Genomic DNA, 23,003 nt, shown 5'->3' with positions numbered 1-23,003 from the left:
GTTCGGTCGCTGTCGGCAAGGTCCTGGCTCCTGTCGGTGCCGCCGTCACAAGCGAAACAAGTATCGATAGATGGCGGGGTTTACCGTTGTCGATTCGGTGTTCGACAAACAGTTATGACAGGCCGATGAGGGTAGCCTAAAACCACTCCATAACAGTGAAAGGTGAGCCTTCCCTTCGGTGACAACAACCGATTATGAGCCTAGGCTCAGGACTGAGCAGGTGATTGCCAAGCATCTGAGGGGGAGTGGAGGACACCATGGCACAGGTAACCGATATCGAGTCAAAGGCAGACGGGCTATCGAGCAAGCTCAACTGGCTACGTGCCGGTGTGCTCGGAGCAAACGACGGCATTGTTTCCACTGCCGGCATCGTCATGGGAGTGGCGGGTGCCGCGGTTTCTGATCAGGCACTCATTGCATCGGGCGTTGCGGGTCTGGTTGCGGGCGCGATATCTATGGCCGTGGGGGAATACGTCTCTGTTTCAAGTCAGCGCGATACCGAGAAAGCGGAAATCGACGTACTGAGAAAACGCCTTGATGAGAATCCCGAGAACCAGCGCCTGAGCCTTGCCCACACCTTCGAAAGAGAAGGATTATCCAAGAAAACGTCGCTTGCCGTTGCTGCTGAGCTGAGCGATTCCGACGCCATCGGAGCACACGCTCGCTACGAGCTAGGGATCAATGCCGACGAACTAACGAATCCCTGGCACGCTGCCTGGGCCTCCATGATCGCCTTTGTTGTTGGAGCTATCATTCCGCTGATCGCCATGGTGGCGTCGCCAGACTCCGTTCGAGTCGTTGCGACGATTGTCGCCGTTGTTATCGCACTCATTATTACCGGAACAACTTCCGCACGCCTAGGTGGTGCTCCCGTTGGGCGAGCCATCGTCCGAGTCGTCATCGGGGGACTGGCAGCCATGCTCATCACCTACGCGATCGGTGCCCTCGTGGGGGTAGTGCTCTAACTACTCCAGGCCCCTTATCGTGCATGTAACGACCACGGATACCGTTAAATCGGAGAACCAGCATGATCGATCGTTTCCGCTAATACCCCCGTAGGGCGCCATTCGGACTAATCTGTTGTTATGAAGGTAAACCTCAGGAGGGAGTATGAGGACGACTGGCCGTGGCTGTGGCACTGGCGCCATGAACTAGATGATGCGGAATGGAAGCAATGGGATTCTCCATTCCTGCACGACCACATCAGGAGACTGAGTTACGAAGAGTTCAAGCAGGCCCAGGTGCTGAACACGAGGTTCGGCTCCATCATCGAGGCCGATGGGCAACGCGTGGGAACAGTTAATCGCTCAGAATTACCGCCCAGGGGAGGTGGCTGGTGGGATATCGGTATCGTCATTTACGACCCCACATACCGCAACCAAGGCATCGGCACCGAAGCCGGCAGGCTCTGGATCGATCACACCTTCAACCACACACGCGCGCACGTCGTTACGCTCAGCACCTGGTCCGGAAACGAACCCATGATCAAGACCGGCGAGCGACTCGGTTTGAAGGAATGCTCCCGAATCCCGGAAGCACGTTCCTGGAAAGGCCTGCGCTACGACGTCGTGCAGATGTCGGTACTACGCGCCGACTGGGAGAAGCAGCGACTCGATCGAGCCCGCACGCGCTAACACTCGACGCGCACACTGATCTCTCATTGTGACAACCAACCGCGTCATGACGAGAAACCGAGCGGAGGAGTGGTGCTTCCCGAATAAGAGAAGAAGCGGGCGCCATTCAAATAGTAAAATGACATAATATGCATTATCGGAATTGCGTTGAAATGTTGCCTTGGGCGAAGAAGATCCTCTCGCGACTGTTATTCCCGGACAGAGGCCTTTTGCGTGCTGTTTTTATCGGCGCCAAACGCGACATCGACGCTGATCTTGGAATCGCGGTGCAGAGCCCGATAGCGCCTGAGTTCTGCGTACAAACCCTCGACGAGGGCTGGTCCGAACAGTCGAAACGCATGACGGTTACCGGTTCTCCTTTGCGAGGGCCGGCGGGCACTGGCTGAGAATCTCGCTGCTCAATAATTGAGGATCTACCGGTCTGTCTCGGACAAACTATTGACGAAGTTTCCGTTAATTAATAGGAATCTATTGTTTATCGATAGATATCGAGTTATTCTCAGGTTATGATTCCCGACAGTTTAACCAGCGCTCTCAAAGCTGCACTCGTGTTCCTGCTGTTCTCCCTGGCCCTGGCCCAGGTTTATGCCGTGTTCATGATGATTGAAATTGGAGCCACTACTCCCGAGGTGGAACCGCTGGTTGTGCCTTATTCGATCGGCGCTGTTCTCGCCCTTGTCGGACTTCAAGCCGCCGTCATTATCGTCTGGCAACTTCTCAGCATGGTTGAGGAACGGACGATCTTCCAGGATAAGTCGATCAAACGTGTCAACCAGCTCATTGTCAGCATCGCCATCTCAATCATCATTGTCACTGGCCTACTTGCACACCTGCTGTTCTTCATGGGATTTGGCGGCCCCATCTTCCTCATGGCACTCGTGCTTATTCTCCCCCTCGGTGCGGCAGTCGTACTCCTGCTACTTGTCATGAGGGGTCTGCTTGTTGAGGCGGTCCGCAACCGGACCGAGTTGGATGCGGTGATCTGATGCCAATCGTCGTTGACCTGGACGTCATGCTCGCTAAACGGAAGATGAGCGTCGGTGACCTCTCTGAAGCTATCGACATTTCACCTTCGAACATTGCAGTTCTAAAGAACGGGCGAGCACGTGCAGTACGCTTCTCCACACTCGAGGCAATCTGCGAAGTCCTCGACTGCCAGCCGGGTGACGTGCTTAGGTACGAGCCGGACCTGTCTGATTAGCGCATACCCGCATCGCCGCTGAAGGTTCGTCCTAGCTCAAGAATCGAATCATTCTAATCCCTTTCGTAGGTGGCCCACCCCCTCCCATAGTTGTGGTGATCCTCGATCGGACGGAATCGACAAAGATTTTGTCGGGCAGTTCTAGATACCAGTGAGTAACTCTAATTTGCGCCGTGATCGGGGTGGACCTACCGACAGCCGTGCTGTGCACGAAGACATCATGTTCAGTTGAAAGCGGTCGCCGTGCTAACCGTGAGCGGTCTCTGACGTGCTCTTACCGTAGGATCGTGAATCGAATTGCCGCCCTTATGAAATGGACGCTTTGCTGTTTACGGAATGAGGTTGAGGCCCCGTAGTACAAGATCGGCGGTACTTTCCTGAACCGCCCATTTTTCTTCGTCGCTGTGATTGCGAAGTGAGCCGAGGGTACACAGGAAGGTTGCTCCGTGGAATGCAGCCCACACCGGGACGGCTTCGGCAAAGAGGTCTTCCGCATCGGGTTTAACCTCGTTCATGAGCGACGTCAGGATCTGCATGGGTCGGCCACTTGCCGTGGCCCAGTCCTCGGCGAGCGGGAAGACGAAGGTGAAGACCTCGAATTGCTTCGGGTTGTCGAGCGCAAACTTGAAATAACCAACTCCGAGGGCGCGGATTCTGCTTACTACGTCCTCCCCCTCGACCTCGGACAATGCGAGTTGCAGCTTCTCGTCCATGGATTCCAGCAACCTGTTACGTACAGCCTGGACAAGATCAGCCTGGCTTTCAAAGTGGCGGTAGGCGGCTGATGGGGATACACCGATCCTTCGCGATGCTTCCCTAAGACCAACGGCGTTGAGACCGCCTTCGCTTGCGAGCTCGAGCCCTACGCGAATGAGCTCATTTCGTAGGTTGCCATGATGATACGGCCGGTCGACGGTCTTCACAGAACCACTGTCCTTGCATTCGAGGTGCCAGCTTCGACACCGGGGTTGGTAACCGCTCCAGTTTATCCCGGCTTCTCCGGTAAACGGCATGTTTTGGCGAGATATCGCGCTTTTGTCTCGTCAGATCTAAACTATTCATTCAGACCGTCATTAAAAATGATCGTTGACTATTTCTGGACGTACTCGGCCAGGTGTTTACCCGTCAAAGTGGTTGCGCTGGTCACAAGCTCAGATGGTGTTCCCTCGAAGACAATGTGACCGCCTTCTGTACCGGCACCGGGACCAAGATCGATGATCCAGTCGGCGTGTGCCATAACGGCTTGGTGGTGTTCGATAACGATGACCGAGATCCCGGAGTCGACCATGCGGTCCAAGAGTTCGAGAAGCTGCTCAATGTCGGCGAGGTGGAGACCCGCGGTTGGCTCATCCAGAACGTAGATTCCACCCTTCTCCGCCATCTGCACCGCCAGCTTATTCCGTTGGCGCTCACCGCCCGACAGGGTGGATAGTGGCTGGCCGAGGGCGACGTACCCGAGACCGACGTTGACGAGGCGGTCGAGAATGGTGGATGCCGGTTTGGGGCCGGCCTCGGCAAAGAACTGGGCTGCCTCCCCCACCGACATCCGGAACACGTCGGCAATGTTCTTGCCGTGGTACTCGTAGTCGAGGACGTGGTCTTGGAAGCGATCTCCCCCGCAGGCTTCACACGGTGAAGATACCGATTCGAAGAACGACAGTTCGGTGTAGACGACTGCCAGGCCTTTGCATACCTGGCAAGCACCCTCAGAGTTCGGGCTAAAGAGACCCGGCTTAACGCCGTTCTCTTTAGCAAATGCCTTACGAATGTGGTCGAGTAGCCCCGTGTACGTGGCGGGATTGGATCGGCGGGAGCCTCTTATCTCCGACTGGTCGACGTAAACCAGTCCTTCCGTTTCCGGAAGAGACTTTCGCAGCAGGGTGGACTTGCCAGAACCTGCGACACCGGTAATGACGGTGAGGATGCCGAGCGGTATATCAACATCGATATTTTGCAGGTTGTGGGTGTCAGCCCCGCGTACCTTGATGGCGCCACTCGGTTTACGCACCGTCTCTTTGAGGGCAACCTTGTCTGCCAGATGCTTGCCCGTCACGGTATCAGAGGATTGCAGCCCTTTGAGGTCCCCTTCATAGATGATCTCACCGCCGTGGGAGCCTGCGAGCGGGCCAATATCGACAATGTGGTCGGCAATCGCGATGGTTTCCGGCTTGTGTTCGACCACAAGCACCGTGTTCCCCTTGTCTCGTAGCGCCAGTAGCAAGTTGTTCATCCGGTCGATGTCGTGGGGATGAAGTCCGACGGTCGGCTCATCGAAGACATAGGTAACGTCGGTGAGTGCTGAGCCAAGGTGCTTGATCATCTTGGTTCGCTGGGCTTCGCCACCCGAAAGGGAACCGGCAGGTCTGTCGAGTGCCAGATATCCCAGGCCGATGTCGACGAAGGAATCGAGGATGCCGGTGAGGTTGTCTTGGAGGGGGCCGATGCCGGTGACCTTGAGGGCCTTCACCCAGTCTCTTAGTTCAACGATCGGCATAGCGCACACATCGGCGATCGACTTGCCTTCAATCGTCGATGTGCGCGCGTGTTCGGCAAGCCGGGTGCCACCGCAGTCCGGACATGCGGTGAAGGCCACGGCGCGATCCACGAAGGCGCGAATGTGGGGCTGCATGGAAGCCCGGTCCTTCTGCAGGAAGGATGTCTTGATCTTCGGTACGAGCCCCTCGTACGTGGTGTTGATTCCCTGGAATTTCACCTTGGATGGCTCCCGGTACAGCAGGTCGTGGAGCTCCTGTTTGGTGTAGTCCTTGATCTTCTTGGCGGGATCAACGAAGCCCGATTCGGAGAACTGGCGCACCGCCCATCCTCCAGCTTTATATCCGGGAACGGTGATCGCACCTTCCTCGAGCGAAAGGTTGCGATCGATAATCTGATCAACATCCAGATCAGAAACGGTTCCCCGGCCCTCGCAGGTGGGGCACATTCCCCCGGTTACGTTGTAGGTGGCGAGCTGCCGCTTGGGGTTGTTGCCTTTTTGAACGGTAATGCCGCCCTGGGCGCTGACCGAGGGCGTGTTGAACGAGTATGCCTGGGGGCCGCCAATGTGGGGCTCGGCAATCCGGCTGAACAGGATACGAAGGAGTGCGTTGGCGTCGGTTGCCGTTCCCACGGTCGACCGTGGGTTCGTCGACATGCGCTCCTGATCCACCACAATCGCGGTCGTGAGGCCATCGAGCAGGTCAACGTCCGGCCGAGCATTGGACGGCATGAAGCCCTGGATAAAGGCGGAATAGGTTTCGTTGACTAGCCGCTTTGATTCGGCAGCGATCGTTTCGAAGGCGAGCGAGCTCTTGCCCGAACCCGATACTCCGGTGAAGACCGTCAACCTTCTTTTGGGAAGGTCCAGGTCAACATTCTTCAGGTTGTTTTCACGTGCGCCGCGCACGCGAATGGTGTCGTGGCTGTCCGCCGGATGCTGTGCCATCGCCATATCCTTCCCATCGAGATTCTCTGTCACAAAGAACCCTAGAGCGGAAGAGTACCAGGCACATAGGACAACTACTGCCCCGGGGTTGTCCCCGCCTCGTATTCCTCAAGTGGCAGACTGTCATAGCTCTCGAGGACGGGTTCAATAATGCGCCATCCTTCTTCCGCTGCCGCGGCCGTGAGACGCAGGTGCTTTTCTCCGGTTAGCAGGCTCCTGGCAACGCGGCCGTAGGCACCGAGCTTCGATGGCACAAGCCCTGATGAAAGCGTGATGCGAGCATTCCATTCCGAGGCATCGGGATCGGACGGATCGTTCGCATTAACCTCGATACCGAGTTCATCCGACTCGAACGAAAGCCGCAAAACATTAGCTGGTGCGCCATCCTGGGTTTGCCGAAAGACAGCTGAAATTTCCCTGCGGGGATGACCGATTCCCTTGCCGGACTCCAAGATGATGGGGATGCCCCGCCACCTGTCGGTATCGACTGCGAGCTGGATGCGGGCCCAGGTTTCGGTATTCCGTGACGGTTCGACTCCGGGCTCATCGACGTAGGAAGGCAGCTCTTTGCCACCAACCGTTCCCGCCGTGTATCTCCCCCGCCTGGCCTCAACGGCCTTCGACATGCGCAGAATCTCCGACGGACTCGTATCTTCATCTGCCAGGACGTGGGACATGACCTGGATGAGGTGGGACTGGATCATGTCGACAGCAGCGCCGGTTTTGTCATAGAACGCAGCACGGTCCTCGAGCCCGATTGTTTCGTTGAAAACGATCCGGACCTCATCGATGTGCTGAGCATTCCAGATCGGATCGATCAGCATATTGCTCGCTCGGAGGCCCTCGATGTTGACAGTCCCGGACAAGCCAAGGAAATGGTCCACCCGGAAAATCTGTTCCTCGCCAACCAGCTTCGCCAACTGTTCATTCACGGCTCGCGCGGTCTCCAAGGATTCCCCGATCGGCTTTTCAAGTGCGAGAACAACGCCATCGGGTAGCTTCACGCCCTCGAGTGCCTTGAGCGCACGCGCGGTAATCATCGGTGGCAGAGCGAAGTAAAGAATTGGGCCAGCAACCTGCTGCTCTGTTGCAACGTCCATGAGTTTCTGTAGATCTGCGGCGGAGGTTGCATCAACCTGGAAATAGGTCGACTGCGCAATGAGGGAAGATAAGGTCTCAGTAGGCGTCCCGGAGGCTTCCAGGGCTGCGGCGAAGTATGCGGGATAGTCAACATCGTCAGCCATATCGGCGCCAATGATTCGCACGTTCGTTCCCGACATTGCGGCGTACTCCGCGATGCCCGGCAAGAGGAGCTTCTTAGCAAGATCGCCCGCTCCCCCGACGATCGCTATCGTTGTCGCGGGACTCGAATTGTTTCCAGCGCGTACCTGTTCCTGCTGCTCGGTAGCGGGCTGGCTTGCTGAGTTTACTGTGTTGGACGAATGGTCGTTGCGTTCACTCACGGTTAAACCCTACTGAAAAAACGCCCTTGGATCAGTAGGGTGAAAGGGATGGCTTCGACACCGATTGAACAGTACGCATTCCTTTCCGATGGTCAGACCGGCGCCCTCGTTTCCGAGGCCGGCTCGATTGACTGGCTGTGTTTTCCTCGATTTGATTCGGAGGCGCTCTTCACGGCGCTTCTTGGAACGGAGGAACACGGCAGATGGCTGATGGCTCCTCGAGATGGCACGCTACTGTCGCGGACCTATCGTGGCGACACTTTTATTCTCGACTCCGAATGGGAAACGCCGACCGGTAAGGTCACGATCACGGAGTTCATGCCAATCAACGTTGGCGAGATGACGTCCTCGGACCTGGTCCGAACCGCTACCTGCACGGAAGGTACTGTTGAGATCGTTCACGACCTGCGGTTCCGATTCAACTACGGTGCTTCGGTTCCGTGGGTAGAACGAGCAGAATTACACGGACAGCCCTGCCTCACGGCTATTGCTGGTCCAACGGCCATCCACCTCGTGGGCCCGTTGCCCGATCCGGAAGGCTATTCGCACGGCGGCACATTCACCCTCGGCGAAGGCGAGGCCGAATCCTGGCACATGCTGTGGTCGCCCAGCTATGAGCCAGCTCCACAGCTCGAACCGATCGACATGCTAGAAACCGTCACGGAAGCCAACTGGTCGTCCTGGGCGTCCCGGATCGATGCCGAAGGGCCGTACGCCGACGAGATCGTTCGCTCCCTCCTTATCCTGCGGTCCTTGACCGACACGAAAACTGGAGGCATCGTCGCGGCCGCGACAACGTCCCTTCCAGAAGAGTTCGGGGGCTCAAGAAACTGGGACTACCGGTACACATGGCTACGGGATTCTTCACTGACCATTGAGGCGCTCGTCGCTCACGGTTTCACCGACGGCGCGAGGGCATGGCGGGACTGGCTCCTGCGTGCCATCGCCGGCGACTCCCATTCTCTTCGAATCATGTACGGGCTCGGCGGGGAACGGCATCTTCCCGAGTTCGAGCTTGACCACTTGCCCGGCTACGAGAACTCCGCACCCGTGAGAATCGGCAACGGTGCAGCAGGCCAGTTCCAGGGCGACGTCGTTGGCGAGGTCATGATCGCACTCGACAAACTCCGCAAGGCGGGTGTTGCTGACGATCACCGGTCCTGGGCCCTCCAAAAGGAGCTTCTGATTTTCGCGGAAGAGAACCTGGACCGCAAGGAGCACGGGATCTGGGAGATGAGAGGCGACCTGCACTACTTCACGCACTCCCGAGTGATGATATGGGCGGCGTTTGATCGTGCCATCAAGGCCGTTGAAGACCACGGCTTCGATGGTCCCGTCGACCACTGGAAGGCACTTCGTGCCCGGTTGGCGGACGAAATTGAAGAAAAGGGATGGAACGACGAAATCAACTCGTACACCCAGACCTATGGCTCCACCGAGGTTGATGCTTCCCTCCTCCAACTCCCCAGGTTGGCTACCTGGACTACAACGATCCGCGCATGCTGTCCACCATGGCAAAGATCGAGGAAGACCTCGTTGACGATCAAGGATTCCTCCACCGGTACCGCACCCAGTCCGGCAAGGACGGGCTGACAGGCAACGAATATCCGTTCCTCATTTGTACGTTCTGGCTCGTTGAGCAGTGGGCCAAGACCGGCCGAGAAGCCGCAGCGAAGGACCTCATGGACCGGCTTGTCGGGGTTGCATCCCCGCTGGGGCTGCTTGCCGAGGAGTACTCACCAGCCCACGGCAGACTCGCCGGGAACTACCCTCAGGCCTTCTCCCATCTCGGTCTTATCAGGGCCGCAGATTCCTTTGGAACAAAACAGAGCTAAAATGCGTTGCAGAGAATGGAGATAAAAGGAGAAGAATGGCTGAACGTTCACTACGCGGTATGAAGATTGGCGCATCCTCGCTGGAAACAGACGAGGGCGTACGCTTTGTGGCGCGTTCCGACTACGAATACACCTGCCCCAACGGACACGTCTTCCACAAGACTTTCGCCGAAGAGGCCGAGATTCCTGCCGTCTGGGAATGCCACTGCGGTGCTAACGCACTCCTCAAGGACGCCGAGGAACCGGAAGACACCAAGAAGGCCAAGCCGCAGCGCACCCACTGGGACATGCTGTGCGAGCGTCGCTCAATGGAAGAGCTCGAAGAGCTCCTCGAGGAGCGCATGGCACTCATCAACAAGCGGGGCATGAGAAGCCGCATGTAGTCGACAGCGACTTTGTGGCCCGGGAGCAGATCAGCAGATCACACTCCCGGGCCTTTCTCATGCCTGAAAATTAGATTCGCTGGAATGCGAAACGACCTGAATCGAAGACCCATAAAGACCTATCCCGCGCAACAAGCTCGTCACCGCGGACGAACCGAGACCCGCGCTGTCAGGGAAGCGTACAGATTGTCTACACGTGACCTGTTGCCCGGGCACAATGCAGCCAGCGCTCAGTTCTACACAAAGCCCCTATTCTACACAGAGCCACTATCACTTCACGGACGCATTAGTTCGTCAGCATCCTCTTGACCTGGCCGGTGCGATGGCGGAAGCCACGGCGCGTTGATTCGGCTAGCGATTCGAAGAAAATGCTGGACGACAGCTTCGACTGCCCGGCTTCCCGTTCGTGGAACGTGATGGGAGATTCCACAATGTGAGCTCCCACCCGGTGGAGCCGTTCGGTCATGTCGGTCTGCCAGTAGTAGCCAACGATCGCGACCTCTGAGAGGTCAATCCGTGCGAGCGTGTCGGCTCGGTACACGCGGAAACCGGCGGTGATATCGGTATAGGGCAAACCAAGGGCTACCCGGTTGTAGAGGTTGCCGAGTCGAGACAGGAGCTGCCTGGACATCGGCCAGTTCACGACTCCCCCGCCCGGAACCCAGCGGGAGCCAATAACGAGATCGGGCTCATCACTCTGCGCCGCTCGTTCCAACATGGTGACAAGATCGTGAGCGCGGTGGGAACCATCCGCATCCATCTGCACCAGGTGAGTAAAGCCGTGTTCCAGTGCCCACCCAAAGCCCGCTATGTAAGCGGCCGCAAGACCACCTTTGCCGGGGCGGTGTAGCACGGAGATACGGTCATCGGCTTCCGCCCGTTGATCCGCGTAGTCGCCAGTCCCGTCCGGTGAATTGTCATCGACCACAAGCATGTCGATCTCCGGGAGGTCCTTCCGCACCCGGTCGAGAGTCGACGGCAGTGCGTCGATCTCGTTGTAGGTGGGGATGATGACGACCGGTCTCATGAACGTTCCTTCCGACGAGCAATCGCCCATACGAGCGACAGGAGGGCACCGATAAGGGCAACAATCCTATAGATGTGACCATATCGGGTTGCGGGTGTGAGTTCGTCCCGAAGCGGGATCCCGTAGACACCGGAAGCGGCTTCCAGCTTGTCCGACTGGGCGACCAGGGTCCCGTTTGGCATGACAACACCGGAGACGCCAACGGTGGAAACCTGGACGGCTGATCGGGAGTGTTCGACCGCTCTGAAGATTGTCTGCTCCATCTGCTGCAACGACTCGGCGCTGTCACCGAACGAAGCGGAGTTCACGGGGACAATGAGTGCCGTGCCGCCGCCATTAATGGCATCTTGCACGACCTGGTCGACCGCGATTTCAAAGCAAATGGGAACTGCTAGAGCCACCGTCCGCTCCCCCACCGGAACATCGAGAACCGCGGGCCCTTCGCCGGCAAGCATGTCGGTGCTGACCTGGTCAACGGCGTCCGTAAAGTTCCTGAAGAAGTCCCTCATGGGAATGAATTCGCCAAACGGCACGGGCCGGGACTTGGAGTAGTGGTCGACGAACTTCCCTTCGAAGATGAGGGAATAGTCGTTGTAGCGACCATCATCAATGTATTCCTGGGTACCAAGAAGAAGCGGAACATCCGATGCTGCGCTGACTCGTTGAACTATTTCCATAGCCTCCGGGGTGGTGCGAATGTCCCGATCGGATGCTGACTCGGGCCAGAGTATGAGATCAAGTTCGGGCTCCGATTCCAGTAACCTCATCGTCTCCTCTTCGTGCCGCAAGGTGACGTTCAAAGCCCTCCCAGAGTCGTGTTCCCCCACGTCCGGGCCTCCCTGTACCCAGCCAACTCGGAGCGTCTCAGAGCCTCGCACAGGGAGCGGAATGGATACGCACAGGGCCACGGCAAGTACGGGGGTGAGAACCAGGATCAGGCCCTCGACGCGAGGGCCCTCGTACAGGAAGCGAACTCCCAAGGCGAGCAGGAGCGAGAGTGCGACGGTCAGGAAGGTGACGCCGACGGCAGCAATATAGGGCGCCGTGCGCAGGAGCGGGGTTCCCACCTGGGAGAAGGCCACCATTCCCCACGGGAAACCACCGAACGGGAAGTTGGTTCGGATGACTTCAGTGCCGGCAAAGGCGAAAGCTCCGAGAATTGCTGCCGGGATTGTCGGCATGGTCGAGGCCCTCGCCCATATTCCACCCGTAAGTCCGATAAAGAGTGCCTGGGATATGGAGAGGGCAACCCAGGGTAGCGGCTCCCCGACCGCGGTCCACGACCACGACACGAGCGGCAGGAAGAAGGCGAGGCCCCATACGGTTCCCGCAAGAAAGCCAAACAGCATACTTCTGTCGCGGACAGCCAGGGCGAGAAGGACGAGTGCGGGGAAAGCGAGGGCCGCAACATCGATCGGATCAAAGGAAGCCCACATGAGGCCACCGCCGAGCGCGGCGACGAGGAGAAGCAGGAGCGAACGCACTCCTTAACACTACCGAAAAAAATCCCGCCGCCTCTCCCTCGGACCGGTGGACTAGTGTCCAACGTTTTCTACCGAAGAGGCGACGGGATACACGGAAAACCGTGCGTCACATCTACGGTAAGAGGGATGGTGCCGATGTGCAAGCCAGGCTGTGAAGATCTTGTCACACTCCCCATCACCACGCCCCAAGATCAGCGTGTCCGACGTTCTTCGGCGAGTCGTGAAAGCACGGGTAACGATCGGTTTTGGCGGGAAAGATAGGGCGATCAGCACGGTGCTCAGAGGTCGACGATTCGCGATGTGAACGAGCAAAACTCCTTATCTGTGTGCACGGATGTCATTCCACCACAAAACTTCGGAGGAGTTGTTCCTGAACTGTGCGTAGAACCGGTTGGGTGCCCCGGAAAAGGCCTCCGGCCCCGGTCGGTTAGGACGGGGCCGGAGGGCGTTAGCTGACGTGGGCCGGTTGTGGACTCGGTCAGCTTTAGTTCGGGCGGTTCACGCCGGGGGTGTCGGTGCCGTCGCCGTCCCAGTCACCGATGAACAGAACGTCATCGGCCTTGCCGTAGGCAATGCTGGTCTCGGCGGGGCCGCCATGAAGGGCGTTGTTGAGGTAGAAGACATTGCCGCGGCGCAGCGAGACGGAGTCGGTTCCGTCGCCGTCGAAGTCGCCGCCAAAGGCTTCGTCACCGTCGCGTCCGTAGCGGTACTCGGTCTCCGCGTCGCCGCCCTGGAGGGCGTTGTTCGGGAAGAACGTGATCCCGCGGCGAACAGCGATCGTGTCGGACCCGTCGCCATCCCAGTCGCCAATGAGAATCTCATCGGCGTCACGGCCGTACTTGAATTCGACCTCGGCGTTGCCGCCTTCAAGGGTGTTGTGCAGGTAGAAGGTGTGGCTGCGGCGAAGGCCGAGGGTGTCGGTTCCGTTGCCGTCCCAGTCGCCGACGAGAACCTCGTCACCTTCGCGGCCGTACTTGAACTCGACGTCGGCGATGCCTCCCTCGAGGGTGTTGTTGAGGTAGAAGGTGTGGCCGCGGCGAACACCGAGGGTGTCGGTTCCGTTACCGTCCCAGTCGCCGACGATAACTTCGTCGCCGATGCGTCCGTAGGCGAATGCTACGTCGTGGGTGGTGGACTCCCAGTCGTTGACGAGAGCGAAGGCGTTACCTTCCGGAAGCGGATCCGGCTCGACGGGAGCCTCGGTGGGCTCACCCTCCATGGGAACGCCGTCGGCGTCAAGGTAGACAGACTGCTGACCGGACAGCATTTCGCGACGCTCAACGGTTGTGAGGTCCAGGTTGTCGTCGAGAATCGGGAAGAGCGCGATCGGGGTCATGATGAGTTCTGCTGCCGGGGTCTCGCCCGAGTCGAGCGGGGTGCCGGTGTAGGGCTCGATGACCATGTCGAGGTGACCGTAGTGCTTACCACCGGAGACCAGCTTCTTAACGCCCGCCTCGTTGGTTTCCCACAGTTCCGGCTCATCAACTTGAGCCATCCAGGTGGAGGACGTGTTGAAGTTCAGCGGAACACGCTCCTCGCCACCTTCGGGGTCGGCAATGAGCTTATCGCCACGCAGACCGTCGGAAGCAACACCGACGTCCCAGTGGTAGACGCCAACGCCATCCTCGTCGAGATCAACGTAGGAGGACTGGAACATTTCGTCATGACCGGAGATCACGGCGGCAACGTCGTACTCTTCGAAGATGGGCTGGAGGTGCCTCATCGGGGTACCGGGCTGAGCATCGGTGGCCTGCTCGTGGTTCATGGTCGTGCCATGGGTGCCGTTCGAGTAGGCAACGTGGTGGTACTGAACGATGATGGTCTGACCCTTGGCGCGAGCCTCCTGCAGCTGGCCCTCGAGCCAAACGTACTGCTCGGAACCGGGCATGAAGTTTGGCTGATCGACCGGGTCCTCGCGGTTCACGCCGGGGAACCAGCCTTCATCGACCGCCAGCGGGAAGTCCCGCTCGTACTGGTCGCGGGTGAACGCATTCTGCGTGTCGGTGCCGTACTGCTCGGGGGTGATATCCGAGTCGTCACCGGACATCAGGGGCGGACGGGTCTCGTCGTTCGGGTTCTGGTCGGTGCCGTTCGTCGAGTCGAGTGAGATAACGGTGACCGGGCCGTAGTCGACACGGTGGTAGGCGTCGAGCGAGTGCTCGTTTGAGGAGCCGTGCGTGTCGATTGCCTGGTTGTAGGCGGCACGCGCCCTCATGACAGGCGTGCAGTCGTCGGCACTTGCACAGTAGCCGTAAACCTCGTGATTACCGAGCGAGGTAACGGAGGGAACGGACTCGAGGAGCTGACCCTGGTCACCCGCGAAGTAGCGGAACCACTCGTCCCAGTGAGTCTGCCAGGAGGAACGCTCCGTGAGGTCGCCTGCAATGAGAAGAAGATCGGGATCCTGCTGCGCAATGATCTCGTTGTTAAAGCGCTGCGCCTCATCCTCGGTCACCGGGTAGTTTACTGCCCAGTTGCCGTCGCGGGTTGCGGAACCGTACTTCGCATCCCATGCGGAGTTCTGCTCGGGGCGGTCCTCGGAGCCCTCTGCGAGGGTGCGGGTCTCAACCCATTCGCGGTAGGTGACGCGACCAATCTGGTCCGTCTCCGTATCGGAGTACGCAATAATGTGGATCGGTTCGGTCAGGTCGGAGCCGTACACCGGGAAGGTATCGAACGATGCCTCGTGCACGTAGCCGTCCTCATTCACCGAGTACGTGTACGTGCTGTCCGGGGAGAGTCCCTCAATGTGAGCGGAGTGCTTGTACGGGTTGTCCGCACGAATCCAGCTGCCCTGCGGGAGAACACCCTTCTTGTTGGTGCCGCCAACGGTGGAGCGGGACAGGTCGCCCTGATTGAGCTCGCCAGCCTGGTAGCTGTTGACGGGGTTCTGAATGCCCTCGACATCGAGTGTCAGTCCGGCCTCGGGAAGGCCCGGGCCCTTAACGGTGATGGTCGACGTGCCGCCGGTCTCCGAGAACCAGTTGATGGTCATCTCGTCCGAGGCGGGGCGCTGGAGGTACGGGAGGACCCGGAAGCCGTCGCGGGCTTCCAGGGGAACCGTTGCTCCATCGACAACCGTCGGAGACTCATTCGTCGACACGAGAGCCGGCGAATCCAGGCTGTCCTTCGCGTCGACGGGGGCACCGACAGCTGCCGGTCCGGTCAGGGCAATGATGCTGGCCGCGAGGGCCGCCGCGGCGCTGGACGCCACGAACTTCTTCTTCGACATACCTTTGCTTTCTGCAGAAGAGTAATTGCGTTTCAACGCTAGAAGCCGAGCCCAACCAGACTGCCAAGATCTCATGAACGGACGGCCAACAGATGATACCTGTTCGATGTCTTGTCTCAACGAAAAGTGTTCAACAACCCGATAACGTCGCTATACCGCACGGTAAGTGACATGAGAACGTTCGTGCTTTACCCGGCTTTCTTCAAGCTTGGTGGGCTTCAATGCGCGCCTGCGCATAACCTGTCGAAGCCGACGCGCGAGAGAAGAACACCGCGTGGCTTGGAACATATAACTTGGGTGCCGCCCAAGAAAATGAACCGAACATCCGGATTTCTTCCGGCATGCCCACCAATACGTGAGCGAAGGTGCCAGAACCGCCGCCGCATCGGCGCATGGGAACCCCAGTAGAAGACCCTGATCGAGCCCGCTAGGCCCGGTGGTCCCGCGTGCTTTTGCGGGGTACTTAGATGGCCTGCGTGACTCCCGGACGTTCGAGCAGGCGCCTCGCGGCCGCGGCAGTATCGGCTGTCGGCGTGCCCTCCGCGGCGTGCATGACCTGCGTCAGCAGATCGGTGGTGCGGCGCAGACCGTTAATGAAGTCACCGGGAAGGTACTGGCTCATGTTGAGGCAGGTTTGAAGGGTCGCCCCCTCGGCCCAGGCAACCACGGCACTCGTTGGGTGCGGTGTCGGCTCGGGTTGGCGGTCGAGGCCAAATCGTTCTTCCAGTTCCGTGAGGAAATCGTGGTTGTGCCGAATCACCCGCCACGCGAGTGGATCGGCCGGTGGACGGGAGCGTCCGCGCCGGTCCTTGAAGGCAAAGGGCGAGAGCATGCCGGCGAGCATGGCGGGAGAGAGTCCTGCGAAGTGCTCATCCTTCAAGCATTCATAGATCAGCAGGTCAGCGTTGGAATGAAGGGAACGGAGCGGCCGCGCCCCCGCACCGAGCTCGTAGGCGCCGCGCTCGCCTCTCAGCACCCCAAGAACGGCAAGCAGATCGCAGGTCGCGTCAAACTCGGCACCAACCGAGTCGTCGTAGGACTCCGAGACCTCCGCAAGCTGTTCCAGCCTTGCCGATAGGGAGAGGTAGGCGGTGGCCGCCTCAATATGTTCGTCACGGTCGGGGCACGAGTGGACGGGATGCTCGAGCAGTTCCGGGATTTCCCGGACCGCTCCCCTGTCCCAGGAACGGAGCAGATCATCGTCGAGCCCCACTTCGACGCGTTCCTCCACCATGTCAACGATCTGGTCGCCAAGCACCTCGCGGTGTTCCGGGTCGCGTAGCTTCATTCCCGCCGGTAGCACCCAGTCACCAACGTGACGGAGCTCGGATCGAACGGCGTCCGGGGTAAGCCACACGAGGTCCCCCATCCATGTCGCCACCCGGAGCCTGTCGCCATCAACCTGGGTGACGTATGCGTACTCGAGGGACGTGCCGTAAGCGTAGGCAACAACTTCACCGCCGTAGGCCCACTCGAAGGAGTCGGCGACGCGCTGGCGGTAGGCCTTCTTGGCTTTCTTACGGGCGGCGGACGACGCTCGGCCAGCACGGGACCGGATCTGCGCATATTCGGCCACGTCCCCGTGCTCGCAAAGCCCCTCGAGTGCCGCGGTCTCCTTGTCCAGAGCTTGGCGGACGCGCTCGCGGGTCACCTCAAGTTTCGCGACTTCGCGGTTCCGCTGAAACTGCGCGAACGAACGAGCCAGGAGCGCGCGTGCACTCTGATAGTCGTGTTCGGACAGAACATTAACAACCGTGTTGTAAGACGGGAAGAACGCCGACATGAGAGGCTCAAGTTCGCCCGCACCAAGTGACAGCAGAACATCGGGGTCCATGTCCGCGGTGGCGTAGACGAGGGTGTGGCCGATGTCGTCCTTGCCGCGGCGGCCCGCCCTGCCAATCAGCTGGGTGTATTCAATACCGGTGAGGTCGGTGAACTCCGTACCGTTGTACTTCGTCAGCTGTTCAACAACGGTTGTCCGCACCGGCATATTAATCCCAAGCGCAAGAGTGCCCGTGGCATAGACGATCTTGATGAGGCCGCGCTGCATGAGCTTCTCAATGAGTTCTTTGAAGGGCGGGTAGACGCCGGCGTGGTGTGCGGCGTAGCCGTTGGCAAGGGCCCGTTCAAAGGACCGGAATCGCAGAACGGCCTTGTCCTCCTCGGACAGTTCTTCGCGGATCGGGTCGAGGGCCTGGTGAATGAGTTTCCGTTCGTGCCTGTTCGTGAGCGCAACGCCATCCCGGACAAGGTCCTGGACGGCGTTGTCGCAGCCCTTGCGGGAGAAAATGAACTCGATGGCGGGAAGGAGTTCCCGATCGTCCATGAGCCTCAGGAGGCGTTGCCGCTGGCCCGGTCCGAGGCGCTCGGGAAGCTTAGCCCGATCCATGGCGCGCAAAGCGCCCGAGTTCGGGTTTCTACCGGCACCGAGGGTGGCGGAGGGGCCACCTTCGTACAGGTCGTGGAGCTTCCTCCCGACGACAACCTGCTGGAGGAGCGGTACGGGCCGGTGAGATGTTTGGACCAGGGTGGTGTTGCCGCGTACCGATTCCAGCCAGGCATGAAACTCGTCGGCGTTTGCGACGGTCGCTGAGAGGGAGACGATGCGGACGGAGCGGTCGAGTTCGAGGATAACCTCTTCCCAGGTAGGCCCGCGCTCAGGGTCAGCCAGGTAGTGGACTTCGTCGAGAATGACGTAGCCGAGCTTCGTCATGTCCTCCCCCGCATACAGCAGATTGCGGAGCACCTCGGTTGTCATGACAACAATGTCGGCGTTCCTGTTGATCGTGACGTCACCGGTCATGAGGCCCACGTATTCGCTGCCGTAGCGGGAAGCTAGCTCCCGGTACTTTTGGTTCGAAAGCGCCTTGACGGGCGTCGTGTATATGCAGGTGGTGGAGGAAGCAAAAGCCAGTTCAACCGCGAAAAGCGCCACCATTGTCTTGCCTGCACCCGTGGGTGCGCAGAGGAGAACGTCGTGGCCCTCCTCGAGTGCTTTTGCCGCATCGATCTGGAAATCGTCGAGTTCGATTCCGGAAGCTAATGCAGCGTCACGATAGTTGTCGAGGTAGATGCCCACGTGGCTAGGCTAGCGGAGGAACCTCAATGCGCGTGGACGTACTCGCACAGTAACCGGAAGTGGCCCGATCTCTTCGCCGTCAACCATGGCGGTAATGCCCTCGCCAAGAGTGGACAGAGTCGCCTCGGAAACTCGCTTCGTATGAACGACGTTTTCCTCAAGATGCTTGCCCTTGTAGAGTTTCGGGAAGATCCTGCCAACCTCGGAAAGGCTGAGCTTCTTCGCCACGATAAGGTCGAGCATCCCGTCATCGAAGACGGACCGGGGTGAGATGGCGAGGCCGCCTCCGATCGAGGTGAGGTTGGCAATCGCGACGAGGATCGCTTCTCCGGCCGCCACTTTGCCGTCTGTTTCAATCCGGTAGGTGCGGGCACTGTACTTGGGCAGTTCCGAGACAATTGCTCGCAGGTACCGGGCGTGTCCGTGGGGCCGTGTGTACGTGTTGGCAGCCTGGTTGACGACGGCATCGACACCGGCGGACACGACGGCAAGACCGTAGGAAGTGCCGTGGGATCCGGTGATCTCGAGGGCATCAATAACAGAGGGCTCACGACTTTCGAGCGCGTCCACAAGTATGTCGAGACCGGTCTCCCACCGGGTGGTGAGGCCAAGGTCGCGGGCAATGTCATTACCGGTACCAAACGGCACGTGTCCGAGGAACAGGTCGGTGCCGACGAGATGTTGGACGGCAAGGTGAACGGTTCCGTCACCTCCCATGGTGACGATGCCGTCGATCTGACCGCTGGATACAGCGGAAGAAATAATTTCGTGGGTTTCTGTGACTGTTGGAGCGCCCAGCGGGATAACACGATGACCGGCGTCAAATAGCCGGTCACGAACGATCTTCCCAACGGAAGTCCCACGGCCGTTTCCAGCCGTGGGACTAATAACCAGACCTAGGGTTGAATCCAATCCTGTCCTTCGCTCTCATCTCCCAGGAGCTCGCCGAGTTCGGCGGACCGCCTTTTAGCCTTGCGTCTATCGTGAAGGATACACAGGCCGGTAGCGATGAAGTAGAAGAAAAGCATGGGAAGCAGAATGGTAAGCATCGACCATGCGTCAGGGAGCGGGTTAACGAGTGCGGAGAAGACCGCACATCCAATGACAGCCCACCGCCACCCCTTCAGGTAGCTCGTGCCCTTGATAAGACCAAGGAAGTTCACGCCAACCATGACCACGGGCAGCAGGAAGCTGACGCCGAAAGCGGCGATGATCTGCATAAAGAACCGGTAGTAGATTCTCGCGTCCAGCAGGTTCACCGCGAACTCGGGCGCGAAGCCCGTGAGAATCACGACAGCTCTCGGCAGGATCATCCAGCCAAGCAATCCGCCGGTCAGGAAGAGAAGAGCAGCGACGCCCGTAAAGCTCAGCGCCATGATTTTCTCTTTGCGCTTCAGTGCAGGGGCGATAAAGAGCCAGCCCTGAAGGATCCACCACGGGGAAGAGATGAAGAGGCCGATAAAGGCCGCCATCTTCAAATGCAGTTCGAAGCCGACGCCGACGGAACCGAAGTTCAGCTCGGCATGACCGCCCCGTTCGTTGATCCCGTCGAGGGGCTCCACCATGATCGCCGCAAGCGGATCGTAGAGGAACCACCCGACAACAGAGGCGAGTGCAATGCCAATAAGGGCATAAATTAGCCGGTTCCGGAGCTCTCGCAGATGCTCTGCGAGAGGCATGCGTCCCTCCGGATCACGGCGTTTCGTGATCCGTTCAGTCACTGCTTGGTCTGGTCTTGTCCCTTATCCCCGACCTGGGGAGAGGTTGCGTCGTAGCTCGACTGCGGAACATTCGATCCGGACTGGTCCGCCTGCTTGGGCGGGGTATTCGGATCGGTGTCGTCGCGAAGCTCCGTCACTTCCTTCTTGAAGACCTTCATCGACTTGCCGACCGACGATGCGATCGTCGGAAGCTTTGCAGCACCGAAGACAAGGATGAGGACGAGTAGGATGATGATAATTTCCCAGCCGCTGAGGTTCATGAGCGCTCCCTAGTGTTCACAGTTACATTGTAACCCGAGTCTAAACGGACAAATCTCCCCGCCATCGCCCAATGGTCCCAGCCAGCCTGCGTGCTCGGCCACATTCTCGTTCTCCCGCAATCCGGGCGCGGGTCTCCAACGGCGTTTCCTTCGGCCGTTGCGGAATAATTGGGGCCTGCACCGAGCTCATCCGTTCGGCCGCTTCCCCAACGGATTCGCCAAGTTTGGCAAGTCCGCCCCAGTAGAGCCGGAACAGTCGCCACGTCGCCCACCCGGCATACCCCAGTCCAAACAGAACCAGGGCAATTGCGACAATCCAGGCGATCATTGGATCTCCAAAATCCGGCGAGCCTGCTTGACAACCTCGTCCTTCACCTCGGCGGGGAAGATGTCGATGAGGTCCGTGCCGACCTTGATGGCGGAGTTCCGCACCCACGTCGGCGAGACCGCCCGGAACGTAATGTCGATACTGTCGCCGTTGTCGGTCACGGTCGCACCCGGGGTGGACTCAGCGAACCAAATTGCCTGCGGCTCCACCCGAAACACGACGTCGTCGCCCTCGGTGGGGTGTAGCTCCGGGTGGTTCCGGAGCTTACGTCGAGCCCGGTTCGCGTCCGTCTGCGTGAACTCCTCACCGACAGTAGCGTTCGACATCCGATCCAGGCGGAACCAGCGCAAGTCGTGCGACTTACCCTGCAGGGCCGCGAGGTAGCCTTCTGCCTCAGACACCACGGCGCAGGGGATCACCAACCGTTGCGTCACGCGCTCACCGAACTCCGCCGGACCGTGGTAGTCGAAAGCCAACATGCGAGATTGTCGAAGCGATGTCCACACGGTCTCCAGCACCTGATCCGATCCCCTTGGCGTGGGCGGCTCGGCACCAATCGAACCGCCGACAGCTTGCCGGATCTTCTCCCGCACCGACAGAAGCGACTGCGCAGACTCGGATCCCTGCGCCGACAGCTTGAGCAGCTGGTCGATCATCTCAATCGATACGGCGGACTCCCCCAGCGTCAGATAGACCCGGGGATCGTCATAGTCCGTGGGGAAGTAAGTGATCCGATCATCGGCCGAATAAATGACATCCGTGCCGTCTTCGGTTTCCTTCGCATCGACATGGAAATCGAGGAAATACCTGCCGGCGCGGTCTGTTACCTCGGTTAGGTTAATGATCTTGATCGCCTCGATGGCTTCATCAACTTTGATGTCGAAGACCTCGGCGATCTCCCCCGGGGTGGTCTCACCCCGGTTAGCGATAAAAGTCGTGATTGCCGTTAACAGGACGACGTCTGGTTTCCTCATGACTCCCCAAACCCGCAATATGTTCGAGGCGTTCCCGGTAATCAGGATTGGTTGACCGGGCACCCGTTCCGATTACTGCGAGCTGGTCGAGCAGGCGTGGCCAGTTGGCGTTCTCAAACGCATACTCGGTCCACCCGTTGCCGTCGGTGCCACGCTCCCGCTTCTTGTCCCGCAGGTGATTACCTGCCTCGGGTGCGAGGAATATTGAGGTGTCGACCGGATCGAAGGCTCGTTTAAGCTGAGGATTGGCCTCGTAACCGGTGGACTCAAGCGCCTCGACGTTCTTGATTCGGGAGAACCGAAAGTTGCGTTCAACCGGCTCGCACTCGGTCATGTCACCCCGAGTGGGACCAACCGCTACCCGGTTTCCCTTGCAGTAGAAGGAGCCGAGGGTTTCCCACACGCCGGTTACTTCGATTATGTAGAAGCGGCGCTCCGGGGTGCGCGGGTTCTCGTATTCGATGACGATAGGGGCCCTGCGGTCCATGGCTTCGACAATGTCGAACAGGTATCCCATCTCCGGCAACGTGATCCGGACGGTTGCCTGATCGTCGGTCACGAAGGCTCCGCCGAGGAGCTTCTGAACGGTGCGGCGCGCAACCTTGTGTAACTCGTCCTTACCGGTCAGCGACTGAGCAGCAAGACGTAGCAACGTAAGATCGGCCGAGCTCAAATCAACGCCAATGAGCCCGTCGCGGTCCAACGAGTACAGCGGATCATTGTCTTCGCCCTCGTCGTGAGTAATCGGATAGCCGAACTCCCTGAGTTTCGTGATATCCCTGTTCAAAGCCTTTGCCCGGTCAGCACCCGACTTCTCGTAGCCCAGCTCGTATAGCTCCGACCGCAGGCGTGGACGGTCAACAAGATGAGCGAGAAGCACAAACATGCGCTTACCCGGATCGTATGTACGTGTCTTCGTCACGTTCACAACACTATCCCA

At 59.1% G+C, this 23,003-nt stretch carries 18 protein-coding genes and 1 pseudogene; 6 read left to right on the top strand and 13 right to left on the bottom strand.

Annotation, left to right across the window (positions count from 1 at the left end; translation table 11 throughout):
• Nucleotides 1-257: 257 nt before the first annotated feature.
• The 4 genes from EJ997_RS03520 (at nucleotide 258) to EJ997_RS03505 (ending at nucleotide 2,835) form a co-directional block, all read left to right on the top strand.
• Complete coding sequence (locus EJ997_RS03520) at nucleotides 258-965, top strand: VIT1/CCC1 transporter family protein (protein WP_126703361.1); 708 nt, start codon at nucleotides 258-260, stop codon at nucleotides 963-965.
• A 120-nt stretch (nucleotides 966-1,085) separates the two neighbouring features.
• Nucleotides 1,086-1,634 carry a GNAT family N-acetyltransferase gene (locus tag EJ997_RS03515; protein WP_126703360.1) on the top strand — a complete coding sequence of 183 codons (549 nt, stop codon included), beginning with the start codon at nucleotides 1,086-1,088 and terminating at the stop codon, nucleotides 1,632-1,634.
• Between the two features lie 506 nt (nucleotides 1,635-2,140).
• Complete coding sequence (locus EJ997_RS03510; RefSeq protein ID WP_126703359.1) at nucleotides 2,141-2,620, top strand: DUF2975 domain-containing protein; 480 nt, start codon at nucleotides 2,141-2,143, stop codon at nucleotides 2,618-2,620.
• Complete coding sequence (locus EJ997_RS03505; protein WP_126703358.1) at nucleotides 2,620-2,835, top strand: helix-turn-helix domain-containing protein; 216 nt, start codon at nucleotides 2,620-2,622, stop codon at nucleotides 2,833-2,835. The genes EJ997_RS03510 and EJ997_RS03505 overlap by 1 nt, the downstream gene beginning before the upstream one ends.
• Before the next feature lie 329 nt (nucleotides 2,836-3,164).
• Here EJ997_RS03505 and EJ997_RS03500 read toward each other — a convergent pair whose 3' ends face one another.
• From EJ997_RS03500 to EJ997_RS03490, 3 genes are all read right to left on the bottom strand, one after another.
• Nucleotides 3,165-3,758: a TetR/AcrR family transcriptional regulator gene (locus EJ997_RS03500; protein WP_206501787.1), complete on the bottom strand. Its 594-nt coding sequence runs from the start codon at nucleotides 3,756-3,758 to the stop codon at nucleotides 3,165-3,167.
• Between the two features lie 167 nt (nucleotides 3,759-3,925).
• Nucleotides 3,926-6,277: an ATP-binding cassette domain-containing protein gene (locus tag EJ997_RS03495; RefSeq protein WP_228201566.1), complete on the bottom strand. Its 2,352-nt coding sequence runs from the start codon at nucleotides 6,275-6,277 to the stop codon at nucleotides 3,926-3,928.
• 74 nt (nucleotides 6,278-6,351) lie between these two features.
• Entirely contained in the window at nucleotides 6,352-7,740 is a 1,389-nt protein-coding gene (locus tag EJ997_RS03490) for a glucose-6-phosphate dehydrogenase (protein ID WP_126703356.1), read from the bottom strand.
• A 48-nt stretch (nucleotides 7,741-7,788) separates the two neighbouring features.
• Here EJ997_RS03490 and EJ997_RS03485 point away from each other — a divergent pair.
• Together EJ997_RS03485 and EJ997_RS03480 are read left to right on the top strand one after the other, a co-directional pair.
• A pseudogene (locus tag EJ997_RS03485) lies at nucleotides 7,789-9,575 on the top strand (glycoside hydrolase family 15 protein).
• 35 nt (nucleotides 9,576-9,610) lie between these two features.
• A complete protein-coding gene (locus EJ997_RS03480; RefSeq protein WP_126703355.1) occupies nucleotides 9,611-9,958 on the top strand; it encodes an RNA polymerase-binding protein RbpA in 348 nt (115 codons plus the stop codon).
• 286 nt (nucleotides 9,959-10,244) lie between these two features.
• Here the strand turns inward: EJ997_RS03480 and EJ997_RS03475 are convergent, their stop codons facing one another.
• The 10 genes from EJ997_RS03475 to EJ997_RS03430 all read right to left on the bottom strand — a co-directional run bounded on the left by EJ997_RS03475 (nucleotide 10,245) and on the right by EJ997_RS03430 (nucleotide 22,985).
• Nucleotides 10,245-10,985, bottom strand: a complete 741-nt coding sequence (locus EJ997_RS03475; RefSeq protein WP_126703354.1) for a polyprenol monophosphomannose synthase — start codon at nucleotides 10,983-10,985, stop codon at nucleotides 10,245-10,247.
• Complete coding sequence (gene lnt / locus EJ997_RS03470) at nucleotides 10,982-12,469, bottom strand: apolipoprotein N-acyltransferase (RefSeq protein ID WP_126703353.1); 1,488 nt, start codon at nucleotides 12,467-12,469, stop codon at nucleotides 10,982-10,984. The genes EJ997_RS03475 and lnt overlap by 4 nt, the downstream gene beginning before the upstream one ends.
• 484 nt (nucleotides 12,470-12,953) lie before the next feature.
• The gene (locus EJ997_RS03465) at nucleotides 12,954-15,701 is read right to left on the bottom strand and encodes a metallophosphoesterase family protein (RefSeq protein WP_164719762.1); all 2,748 of its coding nucleotides are present in this window, start codon (nucleotides 15,699-15,701) and stop codon (nucleotides 12,954-12,956) included.
• Between the two features lie 463 nt (nucleotides 15,702-16,164).
• Nucleotides 16,165-18,780, bottom strand: coding sequence for a DEAD/DEAH box helicase (locus EJ997_RS03460; RefSeq protein ID WP_126703351.1), 2,616 nt, complete (start codon nucleotides 18,778-18,780; stop codon nucleotides 16,165-16,167).
• Nucleotides 18,781-18,789: 9 nt separating this feature from the next.
• Nucleotides 18,790-19,692 carry a diacylglycerol/lipid kinase family protein gene (locus EJ997_RS03455; protein ID WP_126703350.1) on the bottom strand — a complete coding sequence of 301 codons (903 nt, stop codon included), beginning with the start codon at nucleotides 19,690-19,692 and terminating at the stop codon, nucleotides 18,790-18,792.
• Complete coding sequence (gene tatC / locus EJ997_RS03450) at nucleotides 19,677-20,501, bottom strand: twin-arginine translocase subunit TatC (RefSeq protein ID WP_126703349.1); 825 nt, start codon at nucleotides 20,499-20,501, stop codon at nucleotides 19,677-19,679. Before tatC ends, EJ997_RS03455 begins: the two co-directional genes overlap by 16 nt.
• Entirely contained in the window at nucleotides 20,498-20,761 is a 264-nt protein-coding gene (gene tatA / locus EJ997_RS03445; RefSeq protein ID WP_126703348.1) for a twin-arginine translocase TatA/TatE family subunit, read from the bottom strand. The genes tatC and tatA overlap by 4 nt, the downstream gene beginning before the upstream one ends.
• Nucleotides 20,762-20,801: 40 nt before the next feature.
• On the bottom strand, nucleotides 20,802-21,089 hold the full coding sequence (locus EJ997_RS03440) for a hypothetical protein (RefSeq protein WP_126703347.1): 288 nt from the start codon (nucleotides 21,087-21,089) through the stop codon (nucleotides 20,802-20,804).
• On the bottom strand, nucleotides 21,086-22,063 hold the full coding sequence (locus EJ997_RS03435; RefSeq protein ID WP_126703346.1) for a helix-turn-helix transcriptional regulator: 978 nt from the start codon (nucleotides 22,061-22,063) through the stop codon (nucleotides 21,086-21,088). The genes EJ997_RS03440 and EJ997_RS03435 overlap by 4 nt, the downstream gene beginning before the upstream one ends.
• Nucleotides 22,011-22,985 (bottom strand): helix-turn-helix transcriptional regulator, encoded by a 975-nt coding sequence (locus tag EJ997_RS03430; protein WP_126703345.1) that lies wholly within the window; start codon nucleotides 22,983-22,985, stop codon nucleotides 22,011-22,013. Before EJ997_RS03430 ends, EJ997_RS03435 begins: the two co-directional genes overlap by 53 nt.
• Nucleotides 22,986-23,003: the final 18 nt, after the last annotated feature.

The sequence above is a fragment of the Flaviflexus ciconiae genome (assembly GCF_003971195.1).
Lineage (GTDB): Bacteria > Actinomycetota > Actinomycetes > Actinomycetales > Actinomycetaceae > Flaviflexus > Flaviflexus ciconiae.
Note: the sequence above shows the minus strand (reverse complement) of the source record. Positions and strands in the feature narration are given on the sequence as shown.